The organism is Vibrio aquaticus (assembly GCF_003970385.1).
GTDB lineage: Bacteria > Pseudomonadota > Gammaproteobacteria > Enterobacterales > Vibrionaceae > Vibrio > Vibrio aquaticus.
On sequence record NZ_RXZH01000001.1, the window covers coordinates 916,664 to 941,275 of the forward strand.

A 24,612-nucleotide genomic window follows, 5' to 3' on the forward strand; every position below is an offset into this window, starting at 1 on the left:
TAATGCTGCCAATAGTCGCTTTTTGTTGTTATTATTTTCTCGAAATAGTCGGGGAGCCTAACCATTTTGGAAAGGGCTGAGATCGCAATGCGAGACCCGTAGAACCTGATTCAGTTAGCACTGACGTAGGGAACTATCTGCATCAATTCTGATGTTGCTCGTAGTCGATTGAGCGATCCCCTCATTGAGATCCTTTTTCGTGGCCGAGAGTTCTCGTACGTCTTGTAGTAGGAGCAACTATGCCACATTCACAAGACACCACTCCCATTGTATTAACCATTGCAGGCTCAGACAGCGGCGGTGGTGCGGGTATCCAAGCCGACATTAAAGCCATTTCTGCAACCGGCAGTTATGCCTGCTCGGTGATTACCGCTATCACGTCGCAAAACACCTTGGGTGTCTCGGCAATCCATCCTGTTCCCCTTAAGCATATTGAAAGCCAATTAGATGCGGTGTTTACTGATCTCAATATTATTGCAGTCAAAGTGGGCATGTTGGCAGACTCTGACATCATTAAAGTGGTTGCCGACAAAATTCGTCAGTATCAACCCAAGCACCTAGTGGTTGACCCTGTTATGGTGGCGACAAGTGGTGATCTGTTATTGAAACGCAATGCCATAGACACGCTTAAACGTGAACTTTTGCCATTGGCCGATTTAGTTACCCCAAATCTACCTGAAGGTGCCGCGTTAACGGGTGGTGATGTGCCGCATGACGAAGACCAAATGGGAGCGATGATTGAATCTCTTCGTGCCCTTGGTGCTAAAGCGGTGCTACTGAAAGGGGGTCACTTAGAGCAAAGCGACAACAGTAATGATTTACTGATCACTCCCTCGGCAAGTGAACTGATTCGAGCTAAGCGGGTAATGACTGGCAATACCCATGGAACCGGCTGCACACTCTCTTCTGCGATTGCTTCTTACCTTGCTCATGGAAATCGTCTTCATAAGGCGGTTTGTCTTGGAAAGCAGTACATGACCCAAGCGATCTCTCATGCTGATGAACTTGATATCGGTGCAGGTCACGGTCCGGTCCATCATTTTTTCTGCGGATTCACCAACGTACGCTAATCAAAGGTAAGCCGACTTCGTTGCTGTAATGTGAGCTCGATATCGCCGGTGTGGTAACTTTCAGCAAATTGACATTCAGTTGATAAAATTGTGGGTATTGGTCGACTAATATGCAGCATCGAGTTTAGACGGCTAAGAATCAAGAATTGTGAAAAACTATCTATATAACAAGCGAGAAGGGCTATTCTTGCTGATTGGTTTTCTGCTTTTAGTAGCGCCAATGTCAATGTTTGTTAGCCATATTGATTTACTCAGTGATGTATGTGAAATCACCGGTTTGAGCTATACAGTGATCACCGATTCGGCAGGCTCGAAAGGCTTTTTAGTCACGCTGGCTCTATTGTTAGCAGTTAGCTGCAAAATGATCGGTTTCAACCGTGAATTACTCAGCAAGCTGGTTCAACTTGGCGTCATTCTGGTGATTGGCTTTGCGGCTAAAACAGGGCTAAAACACGTAACAGAAAGTCCAAGACCTTATACTGAACTGCTGACTCATCAACTGTTGATCCCTAACCCAGAGCACTTCTATAAGCTGGACATGAAGCAAAAGGATGAGGTAATCGCTCAGGTTTCAGAGCATGTGTCGGAATGGCGCACACGTCATTGGCAAGGTGAGAAAGACTACTCGTTCCCATCAGGACACACCATCTTTGCTGCGATTTGTTTGGCATTCTTTGGCGGGCTGTTTGCTCAGCACAGAAAATATGGCTTGGCAGCGTTAGTTATGGTCTGGGCGTTTGCTGTGGCTTATAGCCGTTTGTGGCTTGGGATGCATAGGCCAATAGACTTAGTAGGGTCAATTGCCTTTGTCGCCATTGTCTATGCGCTAATGCCAAGCTTTGAACGATTAGGCGATGAACTCATTACACGGCTTAATTTACCGCTCAATGTCTCACTCAAATAACAGAAAGGCAGCGAATTCTCATCGCTGCCTTTTTTCATTGCTGGCTTTTTCAATCAGTCATTATTCGAAGGATGTGAGTGCGGTTTGGTTCATGACCACCATTGAAAGTACATCTCGATCGCCTTCATTTTCGCCATAGCCATGAGACTTCACTCCCCAGAATGCCCCTTTTTCTTCGATGAGTCGCCAATCCCACTTATAGCCATCTTCAAAGGCTAAATGTAAGTTTCCGTTGTCTTGGAGTTCCCAAGTAATGTTCTCAGACGCGCCGCTTTCAAGTTTGGTGTACTTGCCAGTACCATCATCCATCAACACCATTTGACGCTTTTTCTTACCGTTATTGAATGAGAATACCAACTCTTGACCAATGAGCATGTCATCGACAAAGATTTCATACCCGCCACATCCCATGACGGCTTTTTCAAACATCTCTTGGGTGTAGCTCGACCCCGAACCATCACCAGCGGTACACAAATTAGAGCGTATCGCTTGTTCTTCGGGAGATGACGTTGATTGGCAACCCGCCAGAATAGCAGCGGACAATAGGGTTACTGACGTTATTAGTTTCATGTTAAGCCTCACTCCTTGATCTACATTGTGTTCAGTAAATGCTCAGTAAGGAAAGACCATAATTATTAGTTCGTCAAAGTTTGATAATTCATGCGAATAAGTTGGAGAGGAAGTTAGCCACCAAAAATTGGTGGCTAACTGATTTCTGGAGTAACTAGTAACCCATTAATTGCAGGAGGTTTTCTGCCGTCTTTACCGCTTCTTTTCGATTAGCGATATTGAGCTTTTGGTATAGGTTGCGGATGTGAGTTTTAATGGTGGTCGCTGCGACATCCAACTCCTGAGCGATTTGCTCATTACTGAAGCCGGAGTAAATAAGACCTAATACTTGCCACTCACGCTGAGTCAGTGGGCTGGTTCGCACCAACTCTGGAATGTTCGGGTGATTGACCAATTTTTCGACAAACTCTTCGTCAAAATGAACCGAGCTGCTGCGCTGATTCGTCGAGATCACTTTTAGCAGTTGCTGAGTGCGGTGTTTCTCTAAATCGCTCAGCTCATTCTTTTGATACAAAGATTCGAGAACGTGACCAATCTTGCTGCCATCAACCAGAAAATTACCCAACATGCCGGTTTGATTAGTCAGTGCCAACGCTTCTTTTAGATACTGATGTGCGGCGAGCTCGTCTTTTGCAGAAACGGACAGGACGGCCTGAACGATCAGATTTCGATTAGTATCGGTGAGTAGCTCATTACTGTCTGCTTCTTGACGCAAGAATGAGAGTGTCTGTTTCGCATCTGCAAACTGTTCTAGTGCGATCTGCGCTCTGGCAATATTGCGCCATTGTAGCTGAGTGAAGTGGTTACAAGCTTGTATCGGTCTGACCGTTTCTTCTAGCCATTGTTTTATCGCTTCAAGATCGCCTCTTGCTTGCCAAAACAGAATCAAAGATAGAGACGCGTTCGCCGTCCAATCGACATGGTAAGTCGATTGTTTGAGTAGGTGAACGATCTGATCGATGAACTTACCGGCTTTATCAAGCTCACCGCGACCAATAGCGATACGAGCCAGCATTGAATAGCTATGTAAGTGCTTACTTGGGCTGTGATTACCAAGGATATCTAACCCTTTGTAAGCGCACTCTTCGGCTTCATCAAGGCGATTCCAACACCACAATATTTGAGCGCGAACACGCAGCAAAAATTCATGTAAAGGAACTTGTTGAAGCTGCTGCTCTTCGATCAGTTTGAACGCATTGTCTTGCACTTCAAATGCGGCTTGAACGTAACCCTGAGCAATCAAAATCTCACTTTGTTGTAGCATGGCCCACAGCGCTTGATGATAAACCTGATACTGTCTCGCCAGCTTCTCTGTTTGCTGCATCATTGGCAGCGCACGACTAAGGTGGCCAAGCACGTGGTTCACTTCTCCAACGACCGATGTTGCCACAATGCGGCTGCGATAGGTGGTACTGTCGAGTTGGCTTAGTGCCAGCTCTGCTAATTCCAATGCTTGTTCAGGCTGATCTTTGTTGATTGCAACTTGGGCGCGCAGAGCGTTGAACTCACCTTGCTCTTTGGTTGAAAGTACGACGTTCAACGCTTTCATTTGCTCATCGGCTTTAGATAGCAGATCGCCAACATCATTGTATCTATGCTGACTCTGAGCTAACCACGCTTGAAGCATACACAGCTTCGGTTCACTGTAGAGCTGCTCTGGTGTCAGGGTATTGATCGCTTTTTCAAGAGACTGCAATTCGCCACCATTGAACATCTTCCATCCAAATTGGCTCAGAATGTCGGCCGTCAACTGGCTGTCATTCGCCTCTTGTGCGTGAAAGAGCGCTTGATGAGGGGATGAGAGTTTTAGCCACGCCTTTGAAGCGGTTTGGTGTAGCTGCTTTTCTTGCTGAGGAATACGAGCGCTGCGCTCATGGGCAAGAAACTCCGCAAACAGGTTGTGGAATCGATACCAGTTTTGCTCCCCTTCAAGTGGGTGAATGAACAAACCAAAGCGATTGAGTGATTCAATCATGCTTAGAGCATCTTCACGCTCTGTTAGCGCTGATACCAAGTCATCATTGAAATGGTCAAGAACAGAACACTGCAGCAAGAACTGACGGGTGTCTTGATCAAGTAAATCAAACACTTCCTCCACCAAGTAATCCCAAAGGTGCGCATGGTTAAACTGAGAAAATGACTCAGCCGATTGCGCTAGGGTTTTATGCTGATGTTGGGCTTGCAACGCGATCAATTGCAGTGCTGATGGCCAACCCTCTACGTAATTGCGTAGGTTGGTTGCAGTGGTGTCATCAATGCCATCGGCAATGCGTTGGTTGAAAAATCGAGTGGTTTCTTCGGTATCAAACGCAAGCAACTCATCACCAATTTCGATCATCAAATCGCGCACTCTAAGGTTGGCTGTACCTAATGGCGGGGCGGCGCGACTGGTGACGACTAAGGTGAGGTTGTCAGGCAGATGTTTAAGGAAAAAGCGCATTGCTTCATGGATTTCATCGTCATGGATTAGATGGTAGTCATCCAATACCAAATAACACTCTTGATGAAAGCCAGAGATCTCGGTGAACACTTCGCCAAACAAAGAGTGTAGCGAAGAGAATTGACGCTTTTCAGCCAGTTTTTGCGAATTTGGGCAGCTTCCATCGGTCGCCTTGTTTAGTGCCTGCAATAAGTAGTTCATAAAGCGGAACGAGTCGTTATCGCTTTCATCAATACTATACCACCCCACATGAGATTTATCTGAAAGCCATTGTGCAGCCATGGTGGTTTTGCCGTAGCCAGCGGGGGAGCGTAGTAATACAAGCTTATAAAAAGGGGCTTGTTGCAGCAGATCTAACACTCTAGGGCGCACAATCGCGTTATGCAACCTGCCAGGACGCGTCAATTTTGAAGGAATCCACATTTCTCTGATCCTTTGGTTCACCGAAGTAAGCAAATAGTCGTCAGGATGACGGTTTGGGCAAATGGTACTTGAGAAATACAGCCAGGTTTATCCAACTTGGGTCGGACTTTTGGCTATTTCACAATTTGGGAGGAACTACGCCCCATAAGTGTGATTAATGTCACGTTGGTTTGGGTTCTTAGATGGGGTTTAAACACCTGTTTGCACCAAAAAACATGAAAATTGCATTCGGAGATGAATCTTAATGTGATCGAGTATGCATATTCATCAATTAAGTATTTTGTCAGACACGTATCTTTAATACATCAGATGTAGGGTAAATTCGTTTGCGGTGTGATCTCAATCACCCGGGCTCAGTCTTGTTGAAAGTTTAATGAGAGTTTGATCACTGAGCCGCGGGTAGTACGCCCTCTACGCCCTGTGTCCTCCTCCCAATACGCCGTCTAGGTAGGAGGATGTTTTGAAGACTATATCCATGCACGATATGTCACAGATGGATTAGAACTAATAAGTGAGATTTCTCTGATGAAACCTACGCAACAGAAAAAATTTGATAAAGCTGCATTCCAAGAAAGTGTAAAGCAACACTTGTCGACTACTTACGCGAAGACAGAAGCAACCGCGACGCCGCGTGATTGGTACTTAGCAATGGGCCGTGCATTGGCTGAGCTAACCACTTTAGATTTGCTTAAGACAGAGCAAGATCCAAAAATCCAAAGCGCGAAAAGCGTTAACTACTTATCTCTAGAATTCCTTATCGGTCGCCTAACGGGTAACAACCTAATCAGCATGGGTCTGTACGAGCAGATCACAGAGGCGATGGAAGAGTTGGGTCATAACCTGACAGATTTACTTGAAGAAGAGCGTGACCCATCACTGGGTAACGGCGGCCTAGGTCGTCTAGCCGCGTGTTTCATGGACTCATGTGCTGCGCAAGAATTCCCAACGGTAGGCTACGGTCTTCACTATGAATACGGTCTATTTAAGCAATCTTTCCAAGACGGTCGCCAAAAAGAAGCACCAGACGCGTGGCGCGGTGTTGAAGGTTACCCTTGGGAAGTCGCTCGTCCAGAATTGGCACAAAACATCGGTTTCTTCGGCCACGTGAACGTTGAATACATCGATGGCCGTGAAGTACGTACTTGGGTACCAGGTATGGAAGTGAAAGCGATGCCTTGGGATCTACCAATCGTAGGTTACGAGTCAGATACGGTCTACCCACTGCGTCTATGGGAATGTCAGGCGATTGCGCCATTCTCACTAGCAAGCTTTAATAACGGCGACTACTTTGAAGCGCAGCACTCGCTCATCGATGCGGGCAACATCACCAAAGTGCTTTACCCGAATGACAACCATGAGAAAGGCAAAACACTGCGCCTAATGCAGCAGTATTTCCACTCAGCAGCATCTGTGCGTGACATTCTTCGTCGCCATGAAGCAGCAGGTTACGCATTGGCTGATCTTCCGAAGCAAGAGACGATTCAGCTTAACGACACGCACCCAACGATTGCGATTCCTGAACTGATGCGCATCTTAATGGATGAGAAAGGTCTATCTTGGGATAAAGCGTGGGAAATCAGCGCCAATACATTCGCATACACCAACCATACGCTACTTCCAGAAGCACTAGAGACATGGCCTGAGTCGCTTATTCAGCGTCTACTGCCGCGCCACATGGAAATCATCTTTGAAATCAACCACCGTTTCCTACAAGAAGTTCGTAAGATGTGGCCGGGCGATGGTGAGAAGCAAGCGAAGCTTTCAATCATTCAAGAAGGTTTCAACCGTATGGTGCGTATGGCTAACCTATGTGTGATTGGCTCTTACAAGGTGAATGGTGTTGCGGCGCTGCACTCTCAGTTGGTTAAGAAAGATCTCTTCCCAGAATTTAACGAAATCTTCCCGAACAAACTGACGAACGTAACCAACGGTATTACACCTCGCCGCTGGTTGAAGTTCTGTAACCCTGGCTTGTCAAATCTGATTACTGAAAAAATTGGTACAGAGTGGCCTGCAAAACTTGAGCAATTAGAAGGCATTAGCCAGTTTGCGACAGACGCTAAATTCCAAAAAGAATTCATGGCCGTTAAGAAGCAAAACAAACAGCGCCTTGCTGATTGGGTTCAAGAGAACATGGGTATCGAACTAGATACTAACGCTATCTTTGACGTGCAAATCAAACGTCTGCATGAGTACAAGCGTCAGCACTTAGACTTGCTACATATCTTGTCGCTATACCACCGCATCATCAATGAGCCGGACTTTGAATGTACACCGCGTGTGGCAATCTTTGCAGCGAAAGCAGCACCGGGTTATCACCTAGCAAAAGAGATCATCTTTGCTATCAACAAGGTGGCAGAGAAAGTGAACAACGATCCACGCATTGGTAACAAGCTGAAAATCGTATTCATTCCTGATTACCGCGTAAGCATGGCAGAAATCATCATTCCAGCGGCGGACGTTTCTCAGCAAATCTCGCTTGCAGGTAAAGAAGCATCAGGTACGGGTAACATGAAGATGGCGCTAAACGGTGCGCTAACGATTGGTACGATGGATGGTGCGAACGTTGAGATTCGTGAAGAAGTTGGCGACGAGAACATCTACATCTTCGGCCTAGACGTTGATGGTGTAGAAGCGATTCGCAAGCAGGGCTACAACCCTTATGACTACTACCATTCAGATCCACTTCTGAAAGCATCACTGGATCTACTGGCTGGTGAGGAGTTCACTCCAGGTCAACCAGGTCTGCTTCGTGCAACGCTTGATAGCTTGCTAGATGGCGGTGACCCTTACCTATGTTTGGCTGACTTTGCTTCGTATGTTCAAGCGCATGAAGAGATGGGCAAACAATACAAAGACCAGGCGGGTTGGGCGAAGAAAGCGATTCTTAATACTGCCTTGGTGGGCAAGTTTACATCGGACCGCTCAATTCGAGACTATGTAAACAACATTTGGAAATTAGAGTCAGTTAAACGCTAATTTCACCAAAAATAGCCAAGGCCTTCGGGTCTTGGCTCAATACTTTATTTGATATCAAAAACCCTACAATTTTGAAGGTATAGCAGTCCTTCGGAGAGAGCGATGAAACAAAATAACGCATTAAAACAAGTCGCAGAGATGGCGAGAATTGCCGACAGCTACATTAGCGCGTGGGGAGATGAAGCTAAGGTAGAAGACGAGACGATTCGTCACTTACTTGCGTCTTTAGGCTACGACACAACCAATGATGAAACTCTTCTAAAATCCGCGGAGAAAAAGCATAAGAAAGATGTGCTTGATCCTGTGTTAGTGATTCGAGATGGAGAGCCAGTTGAAGTCGCACTGAATCTTGGTGCAAGCGCTCGCGAGAGTGAGTTTAGCTGGAGACTCGATACCGAGCAGGGAGAGGTACTTGAAGGCTATCTTCAATCGCAAATCGTGCGAGATGAGCGTAACGAGGGTGGCCCTTTAGTGTTTGCATTACCAAGCGACATTGCTTGGGGTTACCACAAATTAACGCTGACACGTAAGCGCCGAAAAGCACCGTATGAGATGACACTGATTGTGACGCCAAAAGCGTGTTACAAGCAAGGCGACATCCTTAGTGGTAAGAAAATGTGGGGCCCAAGTGTCCAGCTTTACACGTTGCGCACTCAGCACAACTGGGGTATGGGTGACTTTGGTGATCTAAAACAGTTGGTCGCAGATGTCGCTTCTCGTGGTGGTGACTTTGTGGGCCTAAACCCGATTCACTCACTGTTTCCTGCCAACCCTGAAGGGGCGAGTCCGTACAGCCCATCGTCACGTCGTTGGTTGAACATTCTTTACATCGATGTGAGCTCTGTACCTGAGTTTGCCCTAAGTATTGAAGCGCAGCAAAAAGTCGGTAGCGCGGAGTTCCAGCAACGCCTACAAAAAGCACGTGATTCACATTGGGTGAATTACAGTGAAGTGGCGGACCTAAAGTTAAGCGTGCTTCCACAGCTGTTTGAAGAGTTCAAAAAGCGTCACCTCGATAAAAACTCTGACCGTGCACAAGCTTTCTTAGCGTTTGTTGAAGAAGGTGGAGAAAGCCTCGTTCATCAGGCGGCCTTTGATGCTCTGCACGCTAAATTACACGCAGACGACTCAAATGTATGGGGTTGGCCTGTATTCCCAAGTGAGTACCGCCGTTTTGAAAACAGCGCAGTGCAGAAGTTCATTGAACAACATCAAGATCAAGTTCATCTGTATATGTATCTTCAATGGGTGGCTGATGTTCAAATCAACGAAGCTCAAGCTCTGGCTGAAGAAAAAGGCATGTCGGTTGGCTTATACCGTGATCTAGCGGTTGGTGTGGCTGATTCTGGGAGCGAGACATGGGCAGATGATGGCAACCTAATTATGGATGCGAGCATCGGTGCGCCGCCGGATGTGCTTGGCCCGTTGGGTCAGAACTGGGGCTTACCGCCGCTTAACCCGCAAGTACTGCAAGCAACCGGTTACGACGCATACATCAAATTGCTTCGTGCCAATATGAAGCATTGTGGTGCACTGCGTATTGACCATGTGTTAGGTCTGCTGCGTTTATGGTGGATTCCAAAAGGTGAAAATGCGACCAAGGGCGCTTACATCTACTACCCAGTGGAAGATATGCTGGCAATCCTCGCGCTTGAATCTCATCGCTATCAATGTAGTGTGATTGGTGAAGACTTAGGTACAGTACCCGATGAGATTGTCGAGATCTTGCGTGACGCGGGTGTGCATTCATACAAAGTGTTCTTCTTTGAAACATCAGAAGATGACGGCGGTTATATTTCACCAAAGCACTACGCTGATCAATCAATGTCGGCACTTTGTACTCACGATATGCCAACGCTACGCGGTTTTTGGCATTGTGACGACTTGAAGATGGGTGAAGAACTGGGGTTGTATCCTGATCCTGAACAGCTAGAAGGCCTGTTTACTGATCGTCTGGCAGCGAAGCAAGGCATTTTGGATTCTGTGGCTTGGCACGGCTACCTGCCTGAAGGCGTTGGTCGTGATGCGCAATACGTTCCAATGGACTCTTACTTGGCTGAAGCACTGCAACTTCATGTTGCAGCGGGTTCTTCAACATTGTTTAGTGTTCAGCTTGAAGACTGGCTAGAAATGGACAAGCCGGTCAACATTCCAGGCACCGTTGATGAGTATCCAAACTGGCGTCGTAAGTTGTCGATGAACCTAGACGAAGTATTCGCTCACGAAGGTGTCAATCGTATTGCAACCAAGTTGACCGAAGTTCGAGCGAAAGTAGGTAAGTAAACAACGAGTTGCACTGAATACATAGAAAATGATCGAATTGGTCACTCTAAGTAAAACCGTAATTCGGTAAACTTGAGAACATTGTTAAAGCCCGCACATTGCGGGCTTTTGGGGTCTACCCCGCTATTATAAGAACCGGAATATAAAAACCGGAATTATTCGGATAATCGAAAGTTAGGTTAGGGAGAGAATTAACTTGAAAACTAAAACGTTAGACAAGGCAACAAAGGCATATAACCGACTTTCACATGCTTCGTGCGCTGACCCATTTTCTTTTATTGGTCCTTTTATTGAGCCGAAACAAGGCTCACTGCGTGTTTGGATGCCGGGGGCAGACAGCGTAGCGCTAGTGCTAGATGACGAGCGCATTGAATTAGAGCGTGAAGATGCATCTGGCTTTATCTTAAAGCAGCAAAAAGATCTGCATCTAACCCACTATTTGCTTGCGGTAAACTGGGGTGGCGACGAACAGCTCATTGACGACCCATACCAATACCACACCATCTACGCTGAATATGATGATCTCCATACGCCCAAAGAAATGTACAAGCACATGGGCGCTCAGTTCATTACGCTTGAGCGTGGTGGTAAACAGATCTCTGGTACTCGCTTTTTGGTTTACGCTCCGCATGCTTCTGCGTGCAGCTTAGTGGGTGAATTTAACCAGTGGGATGGCCGTCGTACGCCAATGCAGCGACTCGATTACGGTATTTGGGGTATCTTTATTCCAAATCTTCCTGAAGGCACTCAATACAAATTTGAGCTTAAAGGGCCAAATGGTGAAGGCTTACCGCATAAAGCAGACCCATGGGGCGCTTACGCTGAGCAATATCCTTCTTTCTCTTCTGTGACTTATGATCATACTCGCTATGAGTGGCAAGATACACAATGGCAGTCTCGCCCAGTCACAGAGAAGCGCACAGAAGCCTTATCATTTTATGAATTGCATGCGGGCTCTTGGCGCCGTAATGAAAACGGTGATTTTCTTAACTACCGTGAACTCGCGGAGCAGCTTATCCCTTACTTAGTGGATATGGGCTACACGCACATTGAATTGATGCCAGTGTCTGAGCATCCATTCTATGGTTCATGGGGCTACCAACCCGTTGGCCTATTTGCGCCGACGAGCCGTTTTGGTTCGCCAGATGATTTCAAATTCTTCGTTGACCAATGCCACCAAGCCGATCTTGGCGTGGTACTGGATTGGGTTCCTGCGCACTTTCCGTCTGATGACCATGGCTTAGCGAACTTTGATGGGACGCCACTGTTCCACGATCCTGATCCACGCCGTGGTTGGCACCAAGATTGGAACTCGTACATCTATGATCTTGGACGTGAGCACGTACGCCGCTTCTTAGTCTCTAACGCTCTGTATTGGTTCGAGCAGTTCCACATTGACGGTATCCGCGTAGATGCGGTCGCTTCGATGTTGTACCTCGACTACTCACGCAGCCATGACCAATGGGTGCCAAATGTGGATGGTGGCAACGAAAACTACGATGCCATAGCAACGCTGAAATGGATGAACGAAGAAGTTTATAAACACTTCCCTAATGCAATGACGATTGCCGAAGAGTCGACCGCTTTCCCAGGTGTGTCAGCTCCAACCTTTATGGGCGGTCTAGGTTTCGGATTTAAGTGGAACATGGGTTGGATGCACGATTCGCTTTCATACATCCAAGAAGATTCGGTTCACCGCAAATATCATCACGATACCATCACATTCCCGTTAGTTTATGCACACAGCGAAAACTATGTCTTGTCGCTATCTCATGATGAAGTGGTGTACGGCAAAGGCTCTATTCATAATAAGATGCCGGGTGATGAATGGCAGCAAACGGCTAACTTACGTGCTTACTTAGGCTACATGTATGCTCAGCCAGGTAAAAAACTTAACTTCATGGGCGCAGAATTTGGGCAGACTGCGGAATGGAATCATGATGACCAACTCCAATGGTTCTTGCTTGAATTTGAACGTCACCAAGGTGTGCAAGCGTTAACCCGTGATTTGAACAAGCTCTACACGTCAGAAAAAGCGATGCATGAACTTGATTGCGAGCCGCGTGGTTTTGAATGGCGATTGCAAGATGCCGCTGAAGCGTCGATTCTGGCACATGAGCGTTTGAGTGATAATGGCGAACGCATTTTGGTTGTCAGCAACTTTACACCTGTACCACATGATGAATTCCGTTTAGGCGTGCCTCTAGAAGGTAGCTACGAGCTGTTATTGAATACGGATGACAGCAAATATCATGGTAGTGGTTACCAAGTACAAGTGGTTGTTGAGTCACAGCAGGTTGAAAGTGAAGGGCTGAGCCAGTCCCTATCACTGAGCCTACCGCCACTAGCAACGGTATTCTACAAGCTCAAGTAGTGCCCTCGCTTTGAGTCGATAGCAAAGGCCAGCATAGTTAATGCTGGCCTTTTTGTTTGTCTGAAACCTTTTCGCTCTCGCTCATTCACTGATGTTAGGATGGCGATATTGCTGATACTGAGGAAGTTGCTGGCGCAGGTTTTCAAACGTATTCCGCGCGCTCTCTTTGGTTAGATTATTGATGATCCAATCGGGAAGAAGACCGCCAGGATTAGCGAAAGCGGTATATTCAATTAACGTGGTGCCATTAGTGAGCTTTTGCAGAGACCAAGTGGCGTCAACGTTGCGAATCCGAATGTAGCCATCTTGCTCGGGCAGAGCAGAGCTTGGTGCATCTTCAATTTGCAGTGTAAATCCGATCTCATCAATGGTGTATTTTGAATAGGTGACCATATCTCGGTCCAAGGCAGGCCAAGGCGCAGCAAATTGGGTATAAACGATGTTTTCGTTGGTGGAAAGCTGTGTGAGAACGCGACTATGACTGACGTTATCAATCCAATTCGGTACATTTTCGCTGTCTTCAAGCAAGGTCAGAAACCCGCCATAGCTGGTAGGAGCAAACATCTGAGCTCGCACTTCGACAAGTCCATCACTGTGCTCACGGGAATAGATTGAAATGCCGTCGTTATCCCCTTCGAACTGCCAGCCAGTAAAGGCGTCCGCCCAAATGGGCAACGAAGTGACTAACCCGATCAGCAACGCACTTTTCCCTAAGCTCGTCATAGCATACCCTATTCCTAAATCATCCTTATCTCTAGCATATACAAATTGGTGATTAAAAACAGTCAGTGGTTAACTCTACCACGCAGAGATTTTGTCTGAGATTTGATGTTCTTACCTTTTAAACGTCGCTCTTTAGAGGCTCGAGTGGGTTTGGTTTCTCGGCGCTTTTTCTGCACCACCATCGCCGCTTGGATCATCTCTGCTAAGCGTTTAAGCGCATCTTCCTTGTTTTGCTCTTGAGTACGAAATTGTTGTGCTTTAATGGTAATCACACCGTCTTTTGAGATGCGAGAATCTTTGAGTGCCAAGATTCGCTCTTTATAGATGGCCGGGAGGGTAGAATGTTTGACGTCAAATTGCAGATGAATCGCCGATGAGACCTTATTGACGTTCTGACCGCCAGCGCCTTGGGCACGGATTGCTGTGAGTTGAATTTCCCACGCTTGGAGAGAAACAGTATTCGAAATCTTGAGCATGTTATAAGCTAATCAGTTAGGGGCTTCTCCTAGTATACCGAAATAGGAATTTAATATGGCGAATATTGTATTTATCGCAACCAGCTTAGATGGTTATATTGCTGACCAGAATGGTGGCCTTGATTGGTTACATTCGGTGCCGAACCCAGACAATGTCGACATGGGTTTTGCTCCTCTAATGGAACGAGTCGATGCCTTGGTGATGGGGCGAAATACATTAGAGGTGGTGCTGAGCTTTGGTGTCGAATGGCCGTATTCCAAACCAGTGTTTGTGCTAAGCAACACTATGACTCAAGTACCAGCAGGTTATGAAGATAAAGTCTTCTTGGTTCAAGGCGAACTTAAAGAGGTCGTTCAGAATCTTAATGAGCAGGGCTACAACGATCTCTACATTGATGGTGGTAAGACAGTTCAAAGTTTCCTAAAAGAAGATTTAGTCGATGAACTTTGTATTACCACAATTCCCGTATTACTTGGTGGCGGCTCATCACTCTTTGGTGAGCTTGATGCAATGCAAGCCTTTCAACTTATCGAGAGTCGCACGTATTTAGATGCGATTGTCCAAACGACTTATCGACGCGCCAATTAACTTTCAATACGATGCCTTAAAAGAGTAGAGGGCCAAAAAGCGGGACGGTGAGAAAACAATCAGTAATGCAAGTTGCGATTTGGTATGTCATTCCGTATCATCTGCAGCACGTTTACTTATTGAGTCCGATTATGATTGCTGTCGCTGCGCATCAAGAGTGTTTGCACACTGCTATTAATATCCAGAACGATCACTCTCCTTCTGCGTTTGATGATGCCAAGAACAAGATTAGAGAGATTGCTGAACGAGCAGAGATCGAGCCTAAAGCGATCTATTTCGACTTTATTGATGCTTGCCATATCTATCGGACTCAATCTCATAAAACCGCGATAGATTTTTTTGCCAAGTTACTTAAGGCGTGCGTAGAGCAGAATGAAACGGTGCTTGAGAACGTCATCTATGTCAATCTGGGCCGCTTATATGGTGATTTAGGGGAGTATCAGGTTGCGCTAGAGTATTTAACTAAGGCGCAACGCAATGAACACTTGTTCGAACCATCGTATGTTATGGTACTTAAGATATTTCTTTCAGATATCTACTTGAAGCTCAATGACAATGCGAGTGCTATCGAATATGGACTGCAAGTGGTTAATAGTGAAAACACTCAAGCTAGACCACTCGGTATGGCGATTAACCATCATAATATTGCGCTAGCACAGACCAAGTTAGCGCAATTTCAACAAGCGGATGAGCATTTAAAACTGGCTCATACCCTTGCTGAAGAGATTCAAAGTGACTATGCACTCGGGTACAACAACCTAGCTCGGGCGGCTTGGTATCAAGCTCAAATCAAGACAGAAGACGCTGAATCATGTTTTCATACTGCGCTGAGTTTTATGCAAAAAACGAACGTGGTTCACACCATCAATGAAGTGCGCTTTGAGTACGGAGAGTTTCTTGCAGAGCAAAAGCGGTATGAAGAAGCGCTTTCGCATTTAGAAGATGTTTCAAGCCATATTCAGACACAAGAAAATGTGCACCAAAAACTCCACCTGCACCAATTGTTGTTTGTTTGCTATCGAGAACTGAGGCAAAACGAGAAAGCTTTCCAACAAGTTGATATTCAAACAGCCTTGCTCGAAGAGTTGCAAGCCAAGGCTTCAGAAACGAAAGCGAGCTTGATTAGCCATCATATGACGCAAAATGAGTTGGGCCAAAAGCAGCAAAACTATTTGCAGATGCAAGAATACATGTCGGCTGTCAGTAGCATCGGCCAAATGATCGCAACATGCGATGATATCGCCACTGTGCTGCCTAATATTTTGGAGGGGATCAGACGCATTCTACCGTGTGAATACTTTTCTCTTTCCATGTTGGATATTAAAAATGACATGATGCACAATGATTATCAGATCGATATCAACCAAGTCTTACCTGGTTTTTCGTATTGCTATTCTGAAATGACAAGCATCTCGGCGTATTGTTGTAGTACCCGAAAGTCAGTGCTACTCAATACCGGCATCCCGTCAGAAATTTACTACTACCTACCTCACCTTGCGTCAAAAAATATTACTTATATTCCCGGAACTGAAACGATGACGTTCTCAGGAATTTTCACTCCAATCATCTTGGGGGATGAAGTGTTAGGCTGCTTGTCATTGCAGCATAGAAAAACCTATCGTTATGAACAGCATCATCTGGAGGTTATGGAGCAACTGGGGCATTTTATTGCGGTTGCTATCAATAACATCAAACAGAGACGTCAGCTTGAGCTTATGTCGAAAACCGATGGGTTAACCGGGCTGCTAAACCGGCGCGAGTTTGATGATGTTGCCGCAAACTATATCAAGTTGTCGGATCAACAGCTCAGTATGATGATGATAGATATCGACTACTTTAAACAATACAACGATACCTTAGGTCATAGCTCTGGCGACAAATTATTGTGCAATTTATCTTCACTGCTAACTGAGACCTTCGATGGGGTGGGTGATGTCTTTCGTTATGGAGGCGACGAGTTCTTTACTCTGCTCCAAGGACAGGCGTTAGATGATGCGTGTCAAAAAGCGCTGACGCTGGCAAGAACATTAGAAGAAGTGAATCTCTATCACCCTGCCTCGAAAATTGCTGATCGAGTAACCTTGTCTATTGGTGTAGCGAGCTGTGTAACCAGTCCCGAATTGTCAGTAAAAGACGTAATACAGATGGCAGATAAAGCGCTTTACCAAGCCAAAGATCAGGGCCGTAACAAGGTGCGTTGTCTCGATTTTAGATTGAAACCGTGTTGATGCATGGTAAGTCTCTCGATTCATTTTTACGTGTCAATGAACGTATTCTTAGTAACTGCTAGTAATCAACATAGATAAAATGTGATTTCGATTCAGGCAGGTTTTTGCCTGTTTTTTCTTTTTAAGTCAAAAGGTTACTAATTTATCGGTGGCCTCTTGCTCACCTGTTTAGAGTTCGATATTCTCGATTGTATGTATGAAAAACAATCGATGTCAGGCTGAATAAACACGTCATGAAACCACGATTTGAACTGGGAAAAGGAGAGCAACTGTTCCTTCTCGTTGAGGGGGCTAACGTTCCCGATCTTGCCTGTCAGTTGTATCAACTTCCGGGTGAGCTAGAGCAAGAGCCAATTTTCCTACATCCACCTTACGATGATTTATTACACATTTCTCCAAGAGTGGTGGTAGCGACAAAAGACGTTCAACAGTGGTTTCTTGAACTAAACCAATATCAATCCGGCTATTTCTTTTCTTCAAACCTCTCATTGAGCCACGTTTCAGAATCATTGCGCCGATTGATCGTTGCGGAGATGCCAGAGGGGAACAAAGGCTTTTTGCGGTTTTTCGATAGTAATGTCGCCGCTATTTTGCTTGAAACCCACTGTGCTGCGCTATGGTACCCGATGAATAGGGTTTGGCTCGCTCGGTCAGGAGAGTGGCAAATCTTAGAAAGTCCATTTGAAGCATCGCCAGAGCTAACTAACGATCCAATTAAGATTGCCGAAGAACAATGGCGTAGGATGAAGATGATTCCGTGGTTAAGTGCCTTGCCTGACCGTGTTATTCATCACTTGCAGAGCTGGTTTCCGGAGTCCATATCCACAGTTAATGATCTAAGGCAGTGGGTATGCCAACATATGGATTTAGCCTACGCTCAAGGGTTTAAAACAGAGCAAGACTTACTCTACTACTTCAATGTTCTCGGATATCTTGGGGAGGACGCTTTCTCGAACCATGCTTACCCAGAGCTGACTCCATTTTTCGAGACTACCTCTTCTGATTCTCCCTCCGATCGAATTGCACACGCCGCCAAACTAGCGGAACACATCGCTAACAGACAAAGGAATTGCTAAGCATGAGTACCGCTAATAAAGCCGCCAAATGCGCCTCAACCAATGATGTAAAAAGTGCGACAAGCTTGTGCCAATTTAGGCATGATGAAATCGGGATCATTCCCGTTCGCTATGCGTTTGATGATAAGGGGGAGAATGGTTTATCACTTAATCCGCTACCAGAGAAAGAAACTCAGTGGAACGGCCGCTTTGCTCCTAAGCATCGTCAATATACGTTGAGACAGCTACGCGATGGCTGGCTCTATGTCTATGACGTCACCGATAAGACGTTTCATGAATATCAGGTTCAAGGTCAGCAGTTTATTAAGATTGACTGGTCGGCTGATGAGGCCGATAAACCAGCCCATGAAAGAGGTAGTATCGGAGAAAGTAAAAGCTGTTTAATCTACCCTGCAAGAAATACCCTCTATATGACCTTTGCCCATCAACGTTGGACATGGCGCCTATGTGAGCATATGCGTTCTAACCCTACCAATCGCTCGATGTGGATGCGAAAAGTGAATCTTCCACAATTCCAATCAACATTGAGTCATCCTCATGCTGGACGAGCCTCAGAGATAGGCAACTATGTCGCTGACATCGGCACTCAAGCTGCTCCCACTGAGCTTTTTGAATCAACCTGTACACCGCTAAGTGCGTTTGAAGGCTCTATTGATGACTTTAGACATGTGGCAGATAAAGCGGGTTGTTGGGATCTTGATTATCGAGAAGATTTACCGGCACAAGATAGCGGGATGTTTATTGCTCTCGATGATCCGCTAGCCGATGTGAGTGACTTGTTCTCGCCTCTTGCTGATGAGGTTACGAAGCGGAGTACAGTACACCAGGATGAAGAGAACCTTCACAAGTTACAAATGGCAGAGCTGACTCGAACGTTAGGACGAGTCAAAGTCGACTATGATGATTTACCTGAGCAAGTTAAGGATGATCCGATCAAGGTGATGGAGTTTGAGCGTCAGCTTACTGAATATGTCGCGACGCAATATCTGGTGGATAAAGAGCGTACTGCCCTTGAAGCGAACCCTAATGTTGGTAATGCTCCCTTTACGCAGCTTCAAGAGGAAGCACTTGAGAAGCATTCTGAGCTAAAAGCAAATTATCACTTTACTCCTACTGATGAACAGATAGAAAGTTGGCAGCGCAATACGGTGTTTAGCGACGAAGTGAACTGGGACGAACTCGATGCTTTTCTTACTCAATATTACACCCAGATCAAAGGTTTAGATGAGCGTATCGACGCGCTTTATCAAGACTTTATGACTTCATTTGAGCAGCTGGGTACTGACCCACTCGCCCTTGGGTTGGATAACCAAGACGAGGAACACCTAGCTTATCTACTTAGCTTAACCAACCAGTACCTAGCGATAGTCAAACAAGCCGTAACCACAGAACAAGCGAACGAGCAGTTAAAGCAGGCGCTGTCATTGGATTCACCTAAAACGCTTTTCGCTATAGCCTCACTCGGTTTTAGTTTGGACAATTGGCAGGCGTTGAACTCTTATGTAGATGAACTTAAACCCGGTTTACTTTCTGTAGAGAGCGCTAGTGATATGGTGGCCCTTTCTAGTGCGATTGCTAACTGGGAGGCGTTCACCGGTGATGCACGCATGCATGATAAGGCGTGGTTTAAAGCGTTAGCAGAGCCAGTTCAGCTTAGTTTTATTGCACTTCAAAAAGCCGCCTCAGGCTTGGCCCAAGAGAGTTGGCGAACCACTTCGAACTTCCTATTCCCTAGCCAGATGAACACCACCGCAACGACAGAAGGATTGATCAGCAATTTACGATTGGTTCTGTTAGAGGCAATCGTGAACCCAGAAGCCATCGTGGTGCATAACCCTGACTATCCAGCACAGTTAGCGGCATGGCAGCGAAAGTTAAATACAGAAATGACAAACATTCGTCGTGTTAACCAGCTTCCATCAGGGAGCGTAACGCCAAAGAACCACCAAATACAAACCATGCGTCGTGCTCAGCAGAAAATGCAGAAGTTGTTGAGTAGTGAGTTGCCGATGATGGTGATGCTTAAGCATGAAGCGATCAATAATACCGCCAAGCAAATGCTTAACGACGCGATAGAACGGAGTTGGCAGCAAGGTAAACAAACCACCCAAGCGTCATGGGACAAACTGGGCAAGATGGGGGGCGTGGTCGCTATTCTTAACCTTTGGAATGTATCGGTTGTTTTGCAAAACGTCCAAGATAAAGCTCAACAGCATCCAAACAGTAACTTTTGGACCAATCCAGCGATTAGGGAAGCGGTCTATGCGACAGGTTACGCAGTCTCGGCTGTTACCGCTGTGTGGCGAGATGCGAAATGGGACATCCTGGCTAAGGATTCCGAACTACTTAAAAAAAGTCTTAACATAGCGATAAAAGAAGAAGGTGCTTCAAGAGCTGCCTCACTCAAAACTTTCGCGAAAACTACGGCGGCTGTGTCCTTGTTTGGTTTAATCGCCACAGGCTTCGAAACATGGGAAAGCTACGATAAAGTTAAAGACTCAAGCCATGCGCCAATGGAGCGGTTGGGTTATGGGTTAAAAGGACTATCCACTGGATCACAGGCATTAGTTTTTGTTGCACAATTCACATTAAATTTCTTTAGTCGATTAGGTGTTGGTAGTATCAGTGCCATTGTTGCCTCTTGGATGCTGACCACGTTGATGGTTGCCGGTATTGTGTATTTGATTGCCGTGATCATCATTAATGTCTTTAAGCGCTCCGAACTCGAGAAATGGCTGCTTTATTCCACATGGGGTAAAGAATCGAAGCAATGGAGTTCTGTCGAAGAATTAACGCTTTTAGAGCAAATCATTCATAAGCCTCAAATACAGTTGAAGAGTGTTTATTCTAATGCTCCTTCTCAAACCACCTATCATGCGATGGGGCGCCAATGGCAGTTAGAAATAGCTCTCCCTGCGTTTACCAAAGGTCAATTAATTGGCTTACAAATTACTCGTCAGCCTAAAGATAGAGCCTACAGTTATGCCTCAGCTGAGACAAAAACTGCGGTAATGGTTAACGAACAGAACGGTACATGGAGCCAAGACAAAGAAGAAGGCAGCCCTGTCATCTATCGATTAGATTTGGGCGGCAGCACCGATGATACCATCGCTGTTCTTGTCAGCATGCCGTTTAACTGGCAAGCGGATGAGAATCAGCGACTTGGCTATGTGGCGTCTGGCAGTAGTCAAGGTGACTTAACCGTAGAACTTGCACCAAAAGAATTTGTGACCCGTACTATTGAAGTGAGAATAGAATAGATGATCCTTAATGACAAAATCGAAACATTAAAAGAGAAGTTGTATCAGGATAAAGTCGCTTATTGTTGGGAGCACATTGGTCCCGATGGAAATTATTCTCCATTTATCCGATGGCTTCTAGCTCTATTTATTGGCCTATTTTTACCAACATTTTTAGTGATGGTGAGCAGTACCGCAATGTGGAGTGCAGGTTTTTGGTTTTGTTTTGTTTTGGCAACAATGGGGGTTTTGATAACAAGGTATTTGTTTATTCCCGATAAACATCGCTGTTACCACTTAACCTCACTAGGTATTCATTATACAGAGCAAGATATGATCCCAGAGGTAGCCTTTAAAATCGTTCGAGGCTTTGCTTGGGTGGGAATTGCGGTGTGTATTATCGCCGTCTTTTTACTTGGTCCCTTGGCTCTGGTAGGTGCAGGGGCATGTGCACTGATGTCATTTGGAATGACTAATTTTCATCCTACAGTCGAGAAGTACTCGTTAGCTATGGATGAACGTACGATTCTATTTAACTTGATTGATAATGGAATGTTGTCATTCACGATCCCAGAAAAAGGGAATCATATGTATAAAGGTTGGGTGTATTTCACTACGCTTGAGCAAAAAGCAGAATGTCTCTTGCACCTGACAGATTTATTCCCTGATATGGAAGCCATAGAAATCAAGCGTGTGAATGATCAATACAAGCATCCTATTTATCAGCAAGAGGACGACAAAATCACAGAGTAGGCGAACGGTTTCTCACCGAGTTATTAAGTATGAGTGCGACCACTGACGATACCATCGCCGTCCTTGTCAGCATGCCATTTAACTGGCAAGCGGATGAGGATCAGCGACTTGGCTATGTGGCGCCTAGCAGTAGTCAAGGCGACTTAACCGTAGAGCCAGCACCGAAAGAATTTGCGACTCGTATCCTTGAAGTGAGAATAGACCAATGAATAATAACCCAAGCATAGAGTCTCTTAAGGAACAACTATATAACGCTGAGAGCAATTATTATTGGGAGTATGAAGGTGGTGAAGGGAAATATAGTAACTTAATAGAGTGGTGTACAGCTATCTTCGCCGGGTCACTATTGCCCTTATTCTTATTAATTGTAGACGACGATGCGATTTATCAACCTGGTTTTTGGCTGTTTTCATCAGTTGGCGTAATAATGATTTTTGTCTCGAGATACTTGTTCGGAGCAGATAAACATCGCTGCTATCACCTAACAGCACAGGGTATTCATTACACAGAACAAGATATGATCCCAGAGGTAGCCTACAAAATTGTTCGAGGCTTTGCTTGGGTAGGGATTGCGGTGTGTATTATCGCCGTCTTTTTACTTGGTCCCTTGGCTTTGGTCGGTGCAGGGGCATGTGCGCTGATGTCATTTGGAATGACCAATTTTCAGCCTACCGCTGATAAATGTTGTCTGTTAATGGATGAACGTACTGTCGCATTTAATCTAATAAACGATGGTGTGATGTCATTTGCGATTTCTGAGAAAGGTGCACATGCCTTTTCAGGAGATGTCTATATCTCTCTCGAGAAAAAAGAAGCGCTACTTTCTCATCTTCAATTGCTTTTTCCAAATATCGAGATCGTCAAAATCAAAAGGCTTAATGATCAATACCAACACCCTGTTTATCATCAAGAGGACGACAAAGTCACAGAGTAGTCGAGAACGGTTTTTCACAAAGTTATCAGGTATGAATACTACTATGGACGATACCATCGCCGTCCTTGTCAGCATGCCGTTTAACTGGCAAGCAGATGAGAAGCAGCGACTTGGCTATGTGGCGACGGGGAATAACCAAGGTGACTTAACCGTAGAGCCTGCACCGAAAGAATTTGCTACTCGTATTATTGAAGTGAGAATCGACTAATGAATAATGAATAATGAACAATGCATAGACTCTCTCAAGGAGCAACTTTATAACGCTGAGATAGCGTACTCTTGGGAGCACAAAGGATGGGGCGGAAAATACGAGTATCTATGGCGGTGGGGAGTATCGATATTGGCTGGGTCGATATTTCCCTTATTCTTATTAATCGTAGAAGACGATGCAATTCATCAACCCGGTTTTTGGTTGTTTTCCTCATTTAGTTTAATAATGACTTTTGTATCGAGATACCTTTTTTTCCCTGATAAACATCGCTGTTATCACTTAACCTCACTGGGTATTCACTATACGGAGCAAGATATGATCCCAGAGGTAGCCTTTAAAATTGTTCGAGGCTTTGCTTGGGTGGGAATTGCGGTATGTATTATTGCCGTCTTTTTACTGGGTCCCTTGGCGCTTGTCGGTGCTGGGGCATGTGCGCTGATGTCGTTTGGCATGACCAATTTTCAGTCTACCGTGAATCAGTCTTATGTGCTTATCGATGAGCACAGTATCGTGTTTAATCTCACTCATGACTCGGTGCTATCATTTGGAAGCCCAAAAAGAGACACACTTGATTACGTAGGGACTATTTTTACTGCAACGCTTGAACAAAAAATAGAGCTGTTTTCCCGTCTGCAATCGACTTTCCCTGAAATTGAAACTGTCGAAATAAAAAAGCTGAATGATAAATACAAACACCCTATTTATCATCAAGAAGACGACAAAGTCACAGAGTAGGCGAGCTGTTGTTCTACGCTCGGCACCTCTATTGTTTCTGGTTTACATCACCCGCTTGCTTCAAGTTTGAGATCTTGACCAGATGTGCGTTTATGACAACGCAAAAGTTGCTTCGTTGAACTAGCTTTCAATTATCGTCATTGGTAGATAACAACGGAGGCTAGGATATGGAAATGAACCCTGTAGGTTGGTTTGAGATTTATGTTGAAGATATGGAGCGTGCAAAAAGCTTCTATCAAGCAGTGTTTAACACGACGTTAGAAAAAATTGCCGATGAGGCCAAAGCGGGTATAGAGATGTGGGGTTTCCCTTCGTCTATGGAGCAATACGGAGCCTCGGGAGCGCTCGCAAAAATGAAGGATGTTGCCCCCGGTGGTAATAGCACGCTGGTGTACTTCTCTTGCCAAAATTGCGAAATAGAGCAGGGTCGAGTCGAAAGCGCTGGTGGACAAGTTATTCACCCTAAGTTCTCTATTGCACCTCACGGCTTTATTTCAATGGTATCGGATACCGAAGGTAATATGATAGGCCTTCATTCGATGGAATAAAATTAAGTAAGCCCCGAATTATCGTTCGGGGCATATTTATATCAGATCGGTTTCTAG

Annotated in this window: 19 protein-coding genes and 1 riboswitch; of the genes, 15 read left to right on the forward strand and 4 right to left on the reverse strand. The window is 45.5% G+C overall.

What is annotated here, in order from left to right; translation table 11 throughout:
• The first annotated feature begins 39 nt into the window (after window positions 1–39).
• A riboswitch (TPP riboswitch) is annotated at window positions 40–149 on the forward strand.
• Between the two features lie 90 nt (window positions 150–239).
• Both thiD and EJ063_RS03920 read left to right on the forward strand, forming a co-directional pair.
• Complete coding sequence (thiD, locus tag EJ063_RS03915) at window positions 240–1,070, forward strand: bifunctional hydroxymethylpyrimidine kinase/phosphomethylpyrimidine kinase (protein ID WP_126572694.1); 831 nt, start codon at window positions 240–242, stop codon at window positions 1,068–1,070.
• Between the two features lie 148 nt (window positions 1,071–1,218).
• On the forward strand, window positions 1,219–1,974 hold the full coding sequence (locus EJ063_RS03920) for a phosphatase PAP2 family protein (protein WP_167469866.1): 756 nt from the start codon (window positions 1,219–1,221) through the stop codon (window positions 1,972–1,974).
• A gap of 60 nt (window positions 1,975–2,034) precedes the next feature.
• Here EJ063_RS03920 and EJ063_RS03925 read toward each other — a convergent pair whose 3' ends face one another.
• Together EJ063_RS03925 and malT are read right to left on the reverse strand one after the other, a co-directional pair.
• Complete coding sequence (locus EJ063_RS03925) at window positions 2,035–2,544, reverse strand: hypothetical protein (RefSeq protein WP_126572695.1); 510 nt, start codon at window positions 2,542–2,544, stop codon at window positions 2,035–2,037.
• 154 nt (window positions 2,545–2,698) lie between these two features.
• Window positions 2,699–5,407, reverse strand: a complete 2,709-nt coding sequence (gene malT, locus EJ063_RS03930; RefSeq protein ID WP_126572696.1) for an HTH-type transcriptional regulator MalT — start codon at window positions 5,405–5,407, stop codon at window positions 2,699–2,701.
• Window positions 5,408–5,932: 525 nt separating this feature from the next.
• On the opposite strand from malT, the gene EJ063_RS03935 reads away from it, so the two are divergent.
• The 3 genes from EJ063_RS03935 (at window position 5,933) to glgB (ending at window position 13,043) form a co-directional block, all read left to right on the forward strand.
• Complete coding sequence (locus EJ063_RS03935) at window positions 5,933–8,386, forward strand: glycogen/starch/alpha-glucan phosphorylase (protein WP_126572697.1); 2,454 nt, start codon at window positions 5,933–5,935, stop codon at window positions 8,384–8,386.
• A gap of 102 nt (window positions 8,387–8,488) precedes the next feature.
• A complete protein-coding gene (gene malQ / locus EJ063_RS03940) occupies window positions 8,489–10,669 on the forward strand; it encodes a 4-alpha-glucanotransferase (protein ID WP_126572698.1) in 2,181 nt (726 codons plus the stop codon).
• 196 nt (window positions 10,670–10,865) lie between these two features.
• On the forward strand, window positions 10,866–13,043 hold the full coding sequence (glgB, locus tag EJ063_RS03945; RefSeq protein WP_126572699.1) for a 1,4-alpha-glucan branching protein GlgB: 2,178 nt from the start codon (window positions 10,866–10,868) through the stop codon (window positions 13,041–13,043).
• A gap of 81 nt (window positions 13,044–13,124) precedes the next feature.
• On the opposite strand, the gene EJ063_RS03950 is transcribed toward glgB, so the two are convergent.
• Window positions 13,125–13,766, reverse strand: a complete 642-nt coding sequence (locus tag EJ063_RS03950) for an START domain-containing protein (RefSeq protein WP_126572700.1) — start codon at window positions 13,764–13,766, stop codon at window positions 13,125–13,127.
• A 62-nt stretch (window positions 13,767–13,828) separates the two neighbouring features.
• Window positions 13,829–14,242 (reverse strand): alternative ribosome rescue aminoacyl-tRNA hydrolase ArfB, encoded by a 414-nt coding sequence (gene arfB, locus EJ063_RS03955; protein ID WP_126572701.1) that lies wholly within the window; start codon window positions 14,240–14,242, stop codon window positions 13,829–13,831.
• Window positions 14,243–14,297: 55 nt separating this feature from the next.
• Between arfB and EJ063_RS03960 the strand changes: the two genes are divergently transcribed.
• The 10 genes from EJ063_RS03960 (at window position 14,298) to EJ063_RS04000 (ending at window position 24,555) form a co-directional block, all read left to right on the forward strand.
• A complete protein-coding gene (locus tag EJ063_RS03960) occupies window positions 14,298–14,831 on the forward strand; it encodes a dihydrofolate reductase family protein (RefSeq protein ID WP_126572702.1) in 534 nt (177 codons plus the stop codon).
• A 47-nt stretch (window positions 14,832–14,878) separates the two neighbouring features.
• Window positions 14,879–17,059, forward strand: a complete 2,181-nt coding sequence (locus EJ063_RS03965) for a diguanylate cyclase (protein WP_126572703.1) — start codon at window positions 14,879–14,881, stop codon at window positions 17,057–17,059.
• 233 nt (window positions 17,060–17,292) lie between these two features.
• Window positions 17,293–18,135 (forward strand): DUF4123 domain-containing protein, encoded by an 843-nt coding sequence (locus EJ063_RS03970; protein ID WP_126572704.1) that lies wholly within the window; start codon window positions 17,293–17,295, stop codon window positions 18,133–18,135.
• Between the two features lie 2 nt (window positions 18,136–18,137).
• Window positions 18,138–21,395, forward strand: coding sequence for a T6SS effector BTH_I2691 family protein (locus EJ063_RS03975; protein ID WP_126572705.1), 3,258 nt, complete (start codon window positions 18,138–18,140; stop codon window positions 21,393–21,395).
• On the forward strand, window positions 21,396–22,127 hold the full coding sequence (locus EJ063_RS03980) for an immunity protein TsiV2 protein (RefSeq protein ID WP_126572706.1): 732 nt from the start codon (window positions 21,396–21,398) through the stop codon (window positions 22,125–22,127).
• A gap of 29 nt (window positions 22,128–22,156) precedes the next feature.
• Window positions 22,157–22,336 carry a hypothetical protein gene (locus tag EJ063_RS03985; protein WP_126572707.1) on the forward strand — a complete coding sequence of 60 codons (180 nt, stop codon included), beginning with the start codon at window positions 22,157–22,159 and terminating at the stop codon, window positions 22,334–22,336.
• Window positions 22,333–23,061, forward strand: coding sequence for an immunity protein TsiV2 protein (locus EJ063_RS03990; RefSeq protein ID WP_126572708.1), 729 nt, complete (start codon window positions 22,333–22,335; stop codon window positions 23,059–23,061). Before EJ063_RS03985 ends, EJ063_RS03990 begins: the two co-directional genes overlap by 4 nt.
• A gap of 31 nt (window positions 23,062–23,092) precedes the next feature.
• Window positions 23,093–23,269 carry a hypothetical protein gene (locus tag EJ063_RS20875; protein ID WP_158675985.1) on the forward strand — a complete coding sequence of 59 codons (177 nt, stop codon included), beginning with the start codon at window positions 23,093–23,095 and terminating at the stop codon, window positions 23,267–23,269.
• A gap of 6 nt (window positions 23,270–23,275) precedes the next feature.
• On the forward strand, window positions 23,276–24,007 hold the full coding sequence (locus EJ063_RS03995) for an immunity protein TsiV2 protein (RefSeq protein WP_126572709.1): 732 nt from the start codon (window positions 23,276–23,278) through the stop codon (window positions 24,005–24,007).
• A gap of 167 nt (window positions 24,008–24,174) precedes the next feature.
• Complete coding sequence (locus EJ063_RS04000; protein ID WP_126572710.1) at window positions 24,175–24,555, forward strand: VOC family protein; 381 nt, start codon at window positions 24,175–24,177, stop codon at window positions 24,553–24,555.
• The last annotated feature ends 57 nt before the right edge of the window (window positions 24,556–24,612 follow it).

Coding starts and splice junctions, on each gene's coding strand:
- EJ063_RS03990 (WP_126572708.1), top strand. CDS start 22,333: ATGAATAATAACCCAAGCATAGAGTCTCTTAAGGAACAACTATATAAC.
- arfB (WP_126572701.1), bottom strand. CDS start 14,242: ATGCTCAAGATTTCGAATACTGTTTCTCTCCAAGCGTGGGAAATTCAA.
- EJ063_RS03980 (WP_126572706.1), top strand. CDS start 21,396: ATGATCCTTAATGACAAAATCGAAACATTAAAAGAGAAGTTGTATCAG.
- malT (WP_126572696.1), bottom strand. CDS start 5,407: ATGTGGATTCCTTCAAAATTGACGCGTCCTGGCAGGTTGCATAACGCG.
- EJ063_RS03975 (WP_126572705.1), top strand. CDS start 18,138: ATGAGTACCGCTAATAAAGCCGCCAAATGCGCCTCAACCAATGATGTA.
- EJ063_RS20875 (WP_158675985.1), top strand. CDS start 23,093: ATGAATACTACTATGGACGATACCATCGCCGTCCTTGTCAGCATGCCG.
- thiD (WP_126572694.1), top strand. CDS start 240: ATGCCACATTCACAAGACACCACTCCCATTGTATTAACCATTGCAGGC.
- EJ063_RS03995 (WP_126572709.1), top strand. CDS start 23,276: ATGAATAATGAACAATGCATAGACTCTCTCAAGGAGCAACTTTATAAC.
- EJ063_RS03925 (WP_126572695.1), bottom strand. CDS start 2,544: ATGAAACTAATAACGTCAGTAACCCTATTGTCCGCTGCTATTCTGGCG.
- EJ063_RS03935 (WP_126572697.1), top strand. CDS start 5,933: ATGAAACCTACGCAACAGAAAAAATTTGATAAAGCTGCATTCCAAGAA.
- EJ063_RS03960 (WP_126572702.1), top strand. CDS start 14,298: ATGGCGAATATTGTATTTATCGCAACCAGCTTAGATGGTTATATTGCT.
- EJ063_RS03950 (WP_126572700.1), bottom strand. CDS start 13,766: ATGACGAGCTTAGGGAAAAGTGCGTTGCTGATCGGGTTAGTCACTTCG.
- EJ063_RS03985 (WP_126572707.1), top strand. CDS start 22,157: ATGAGTGCGACCACTGACGATACCATCGCCGTCCTTGTCAGCATGCCA.
- malQ (WP_126572698.1), top strand. CDS start 8,489: ATGAAACAAAATAACGCATTAAAACAAGTCGCAGAGATGGCGAGAATT.
- EJ063_RS03970 (WP_126572704.1), top strand. CDS start 17,293: ATGAAACCACGATTTGAACTGGGAAAAGGAGAGCAACTGTTCCTTCTC.
- EJ063_RS04000 (WP_126572710.1), top strand. CDS start 24,175: ATGGAAATGAACCCTGTAGGTTGGTTTGAGATTTATGTTGAAGATATG.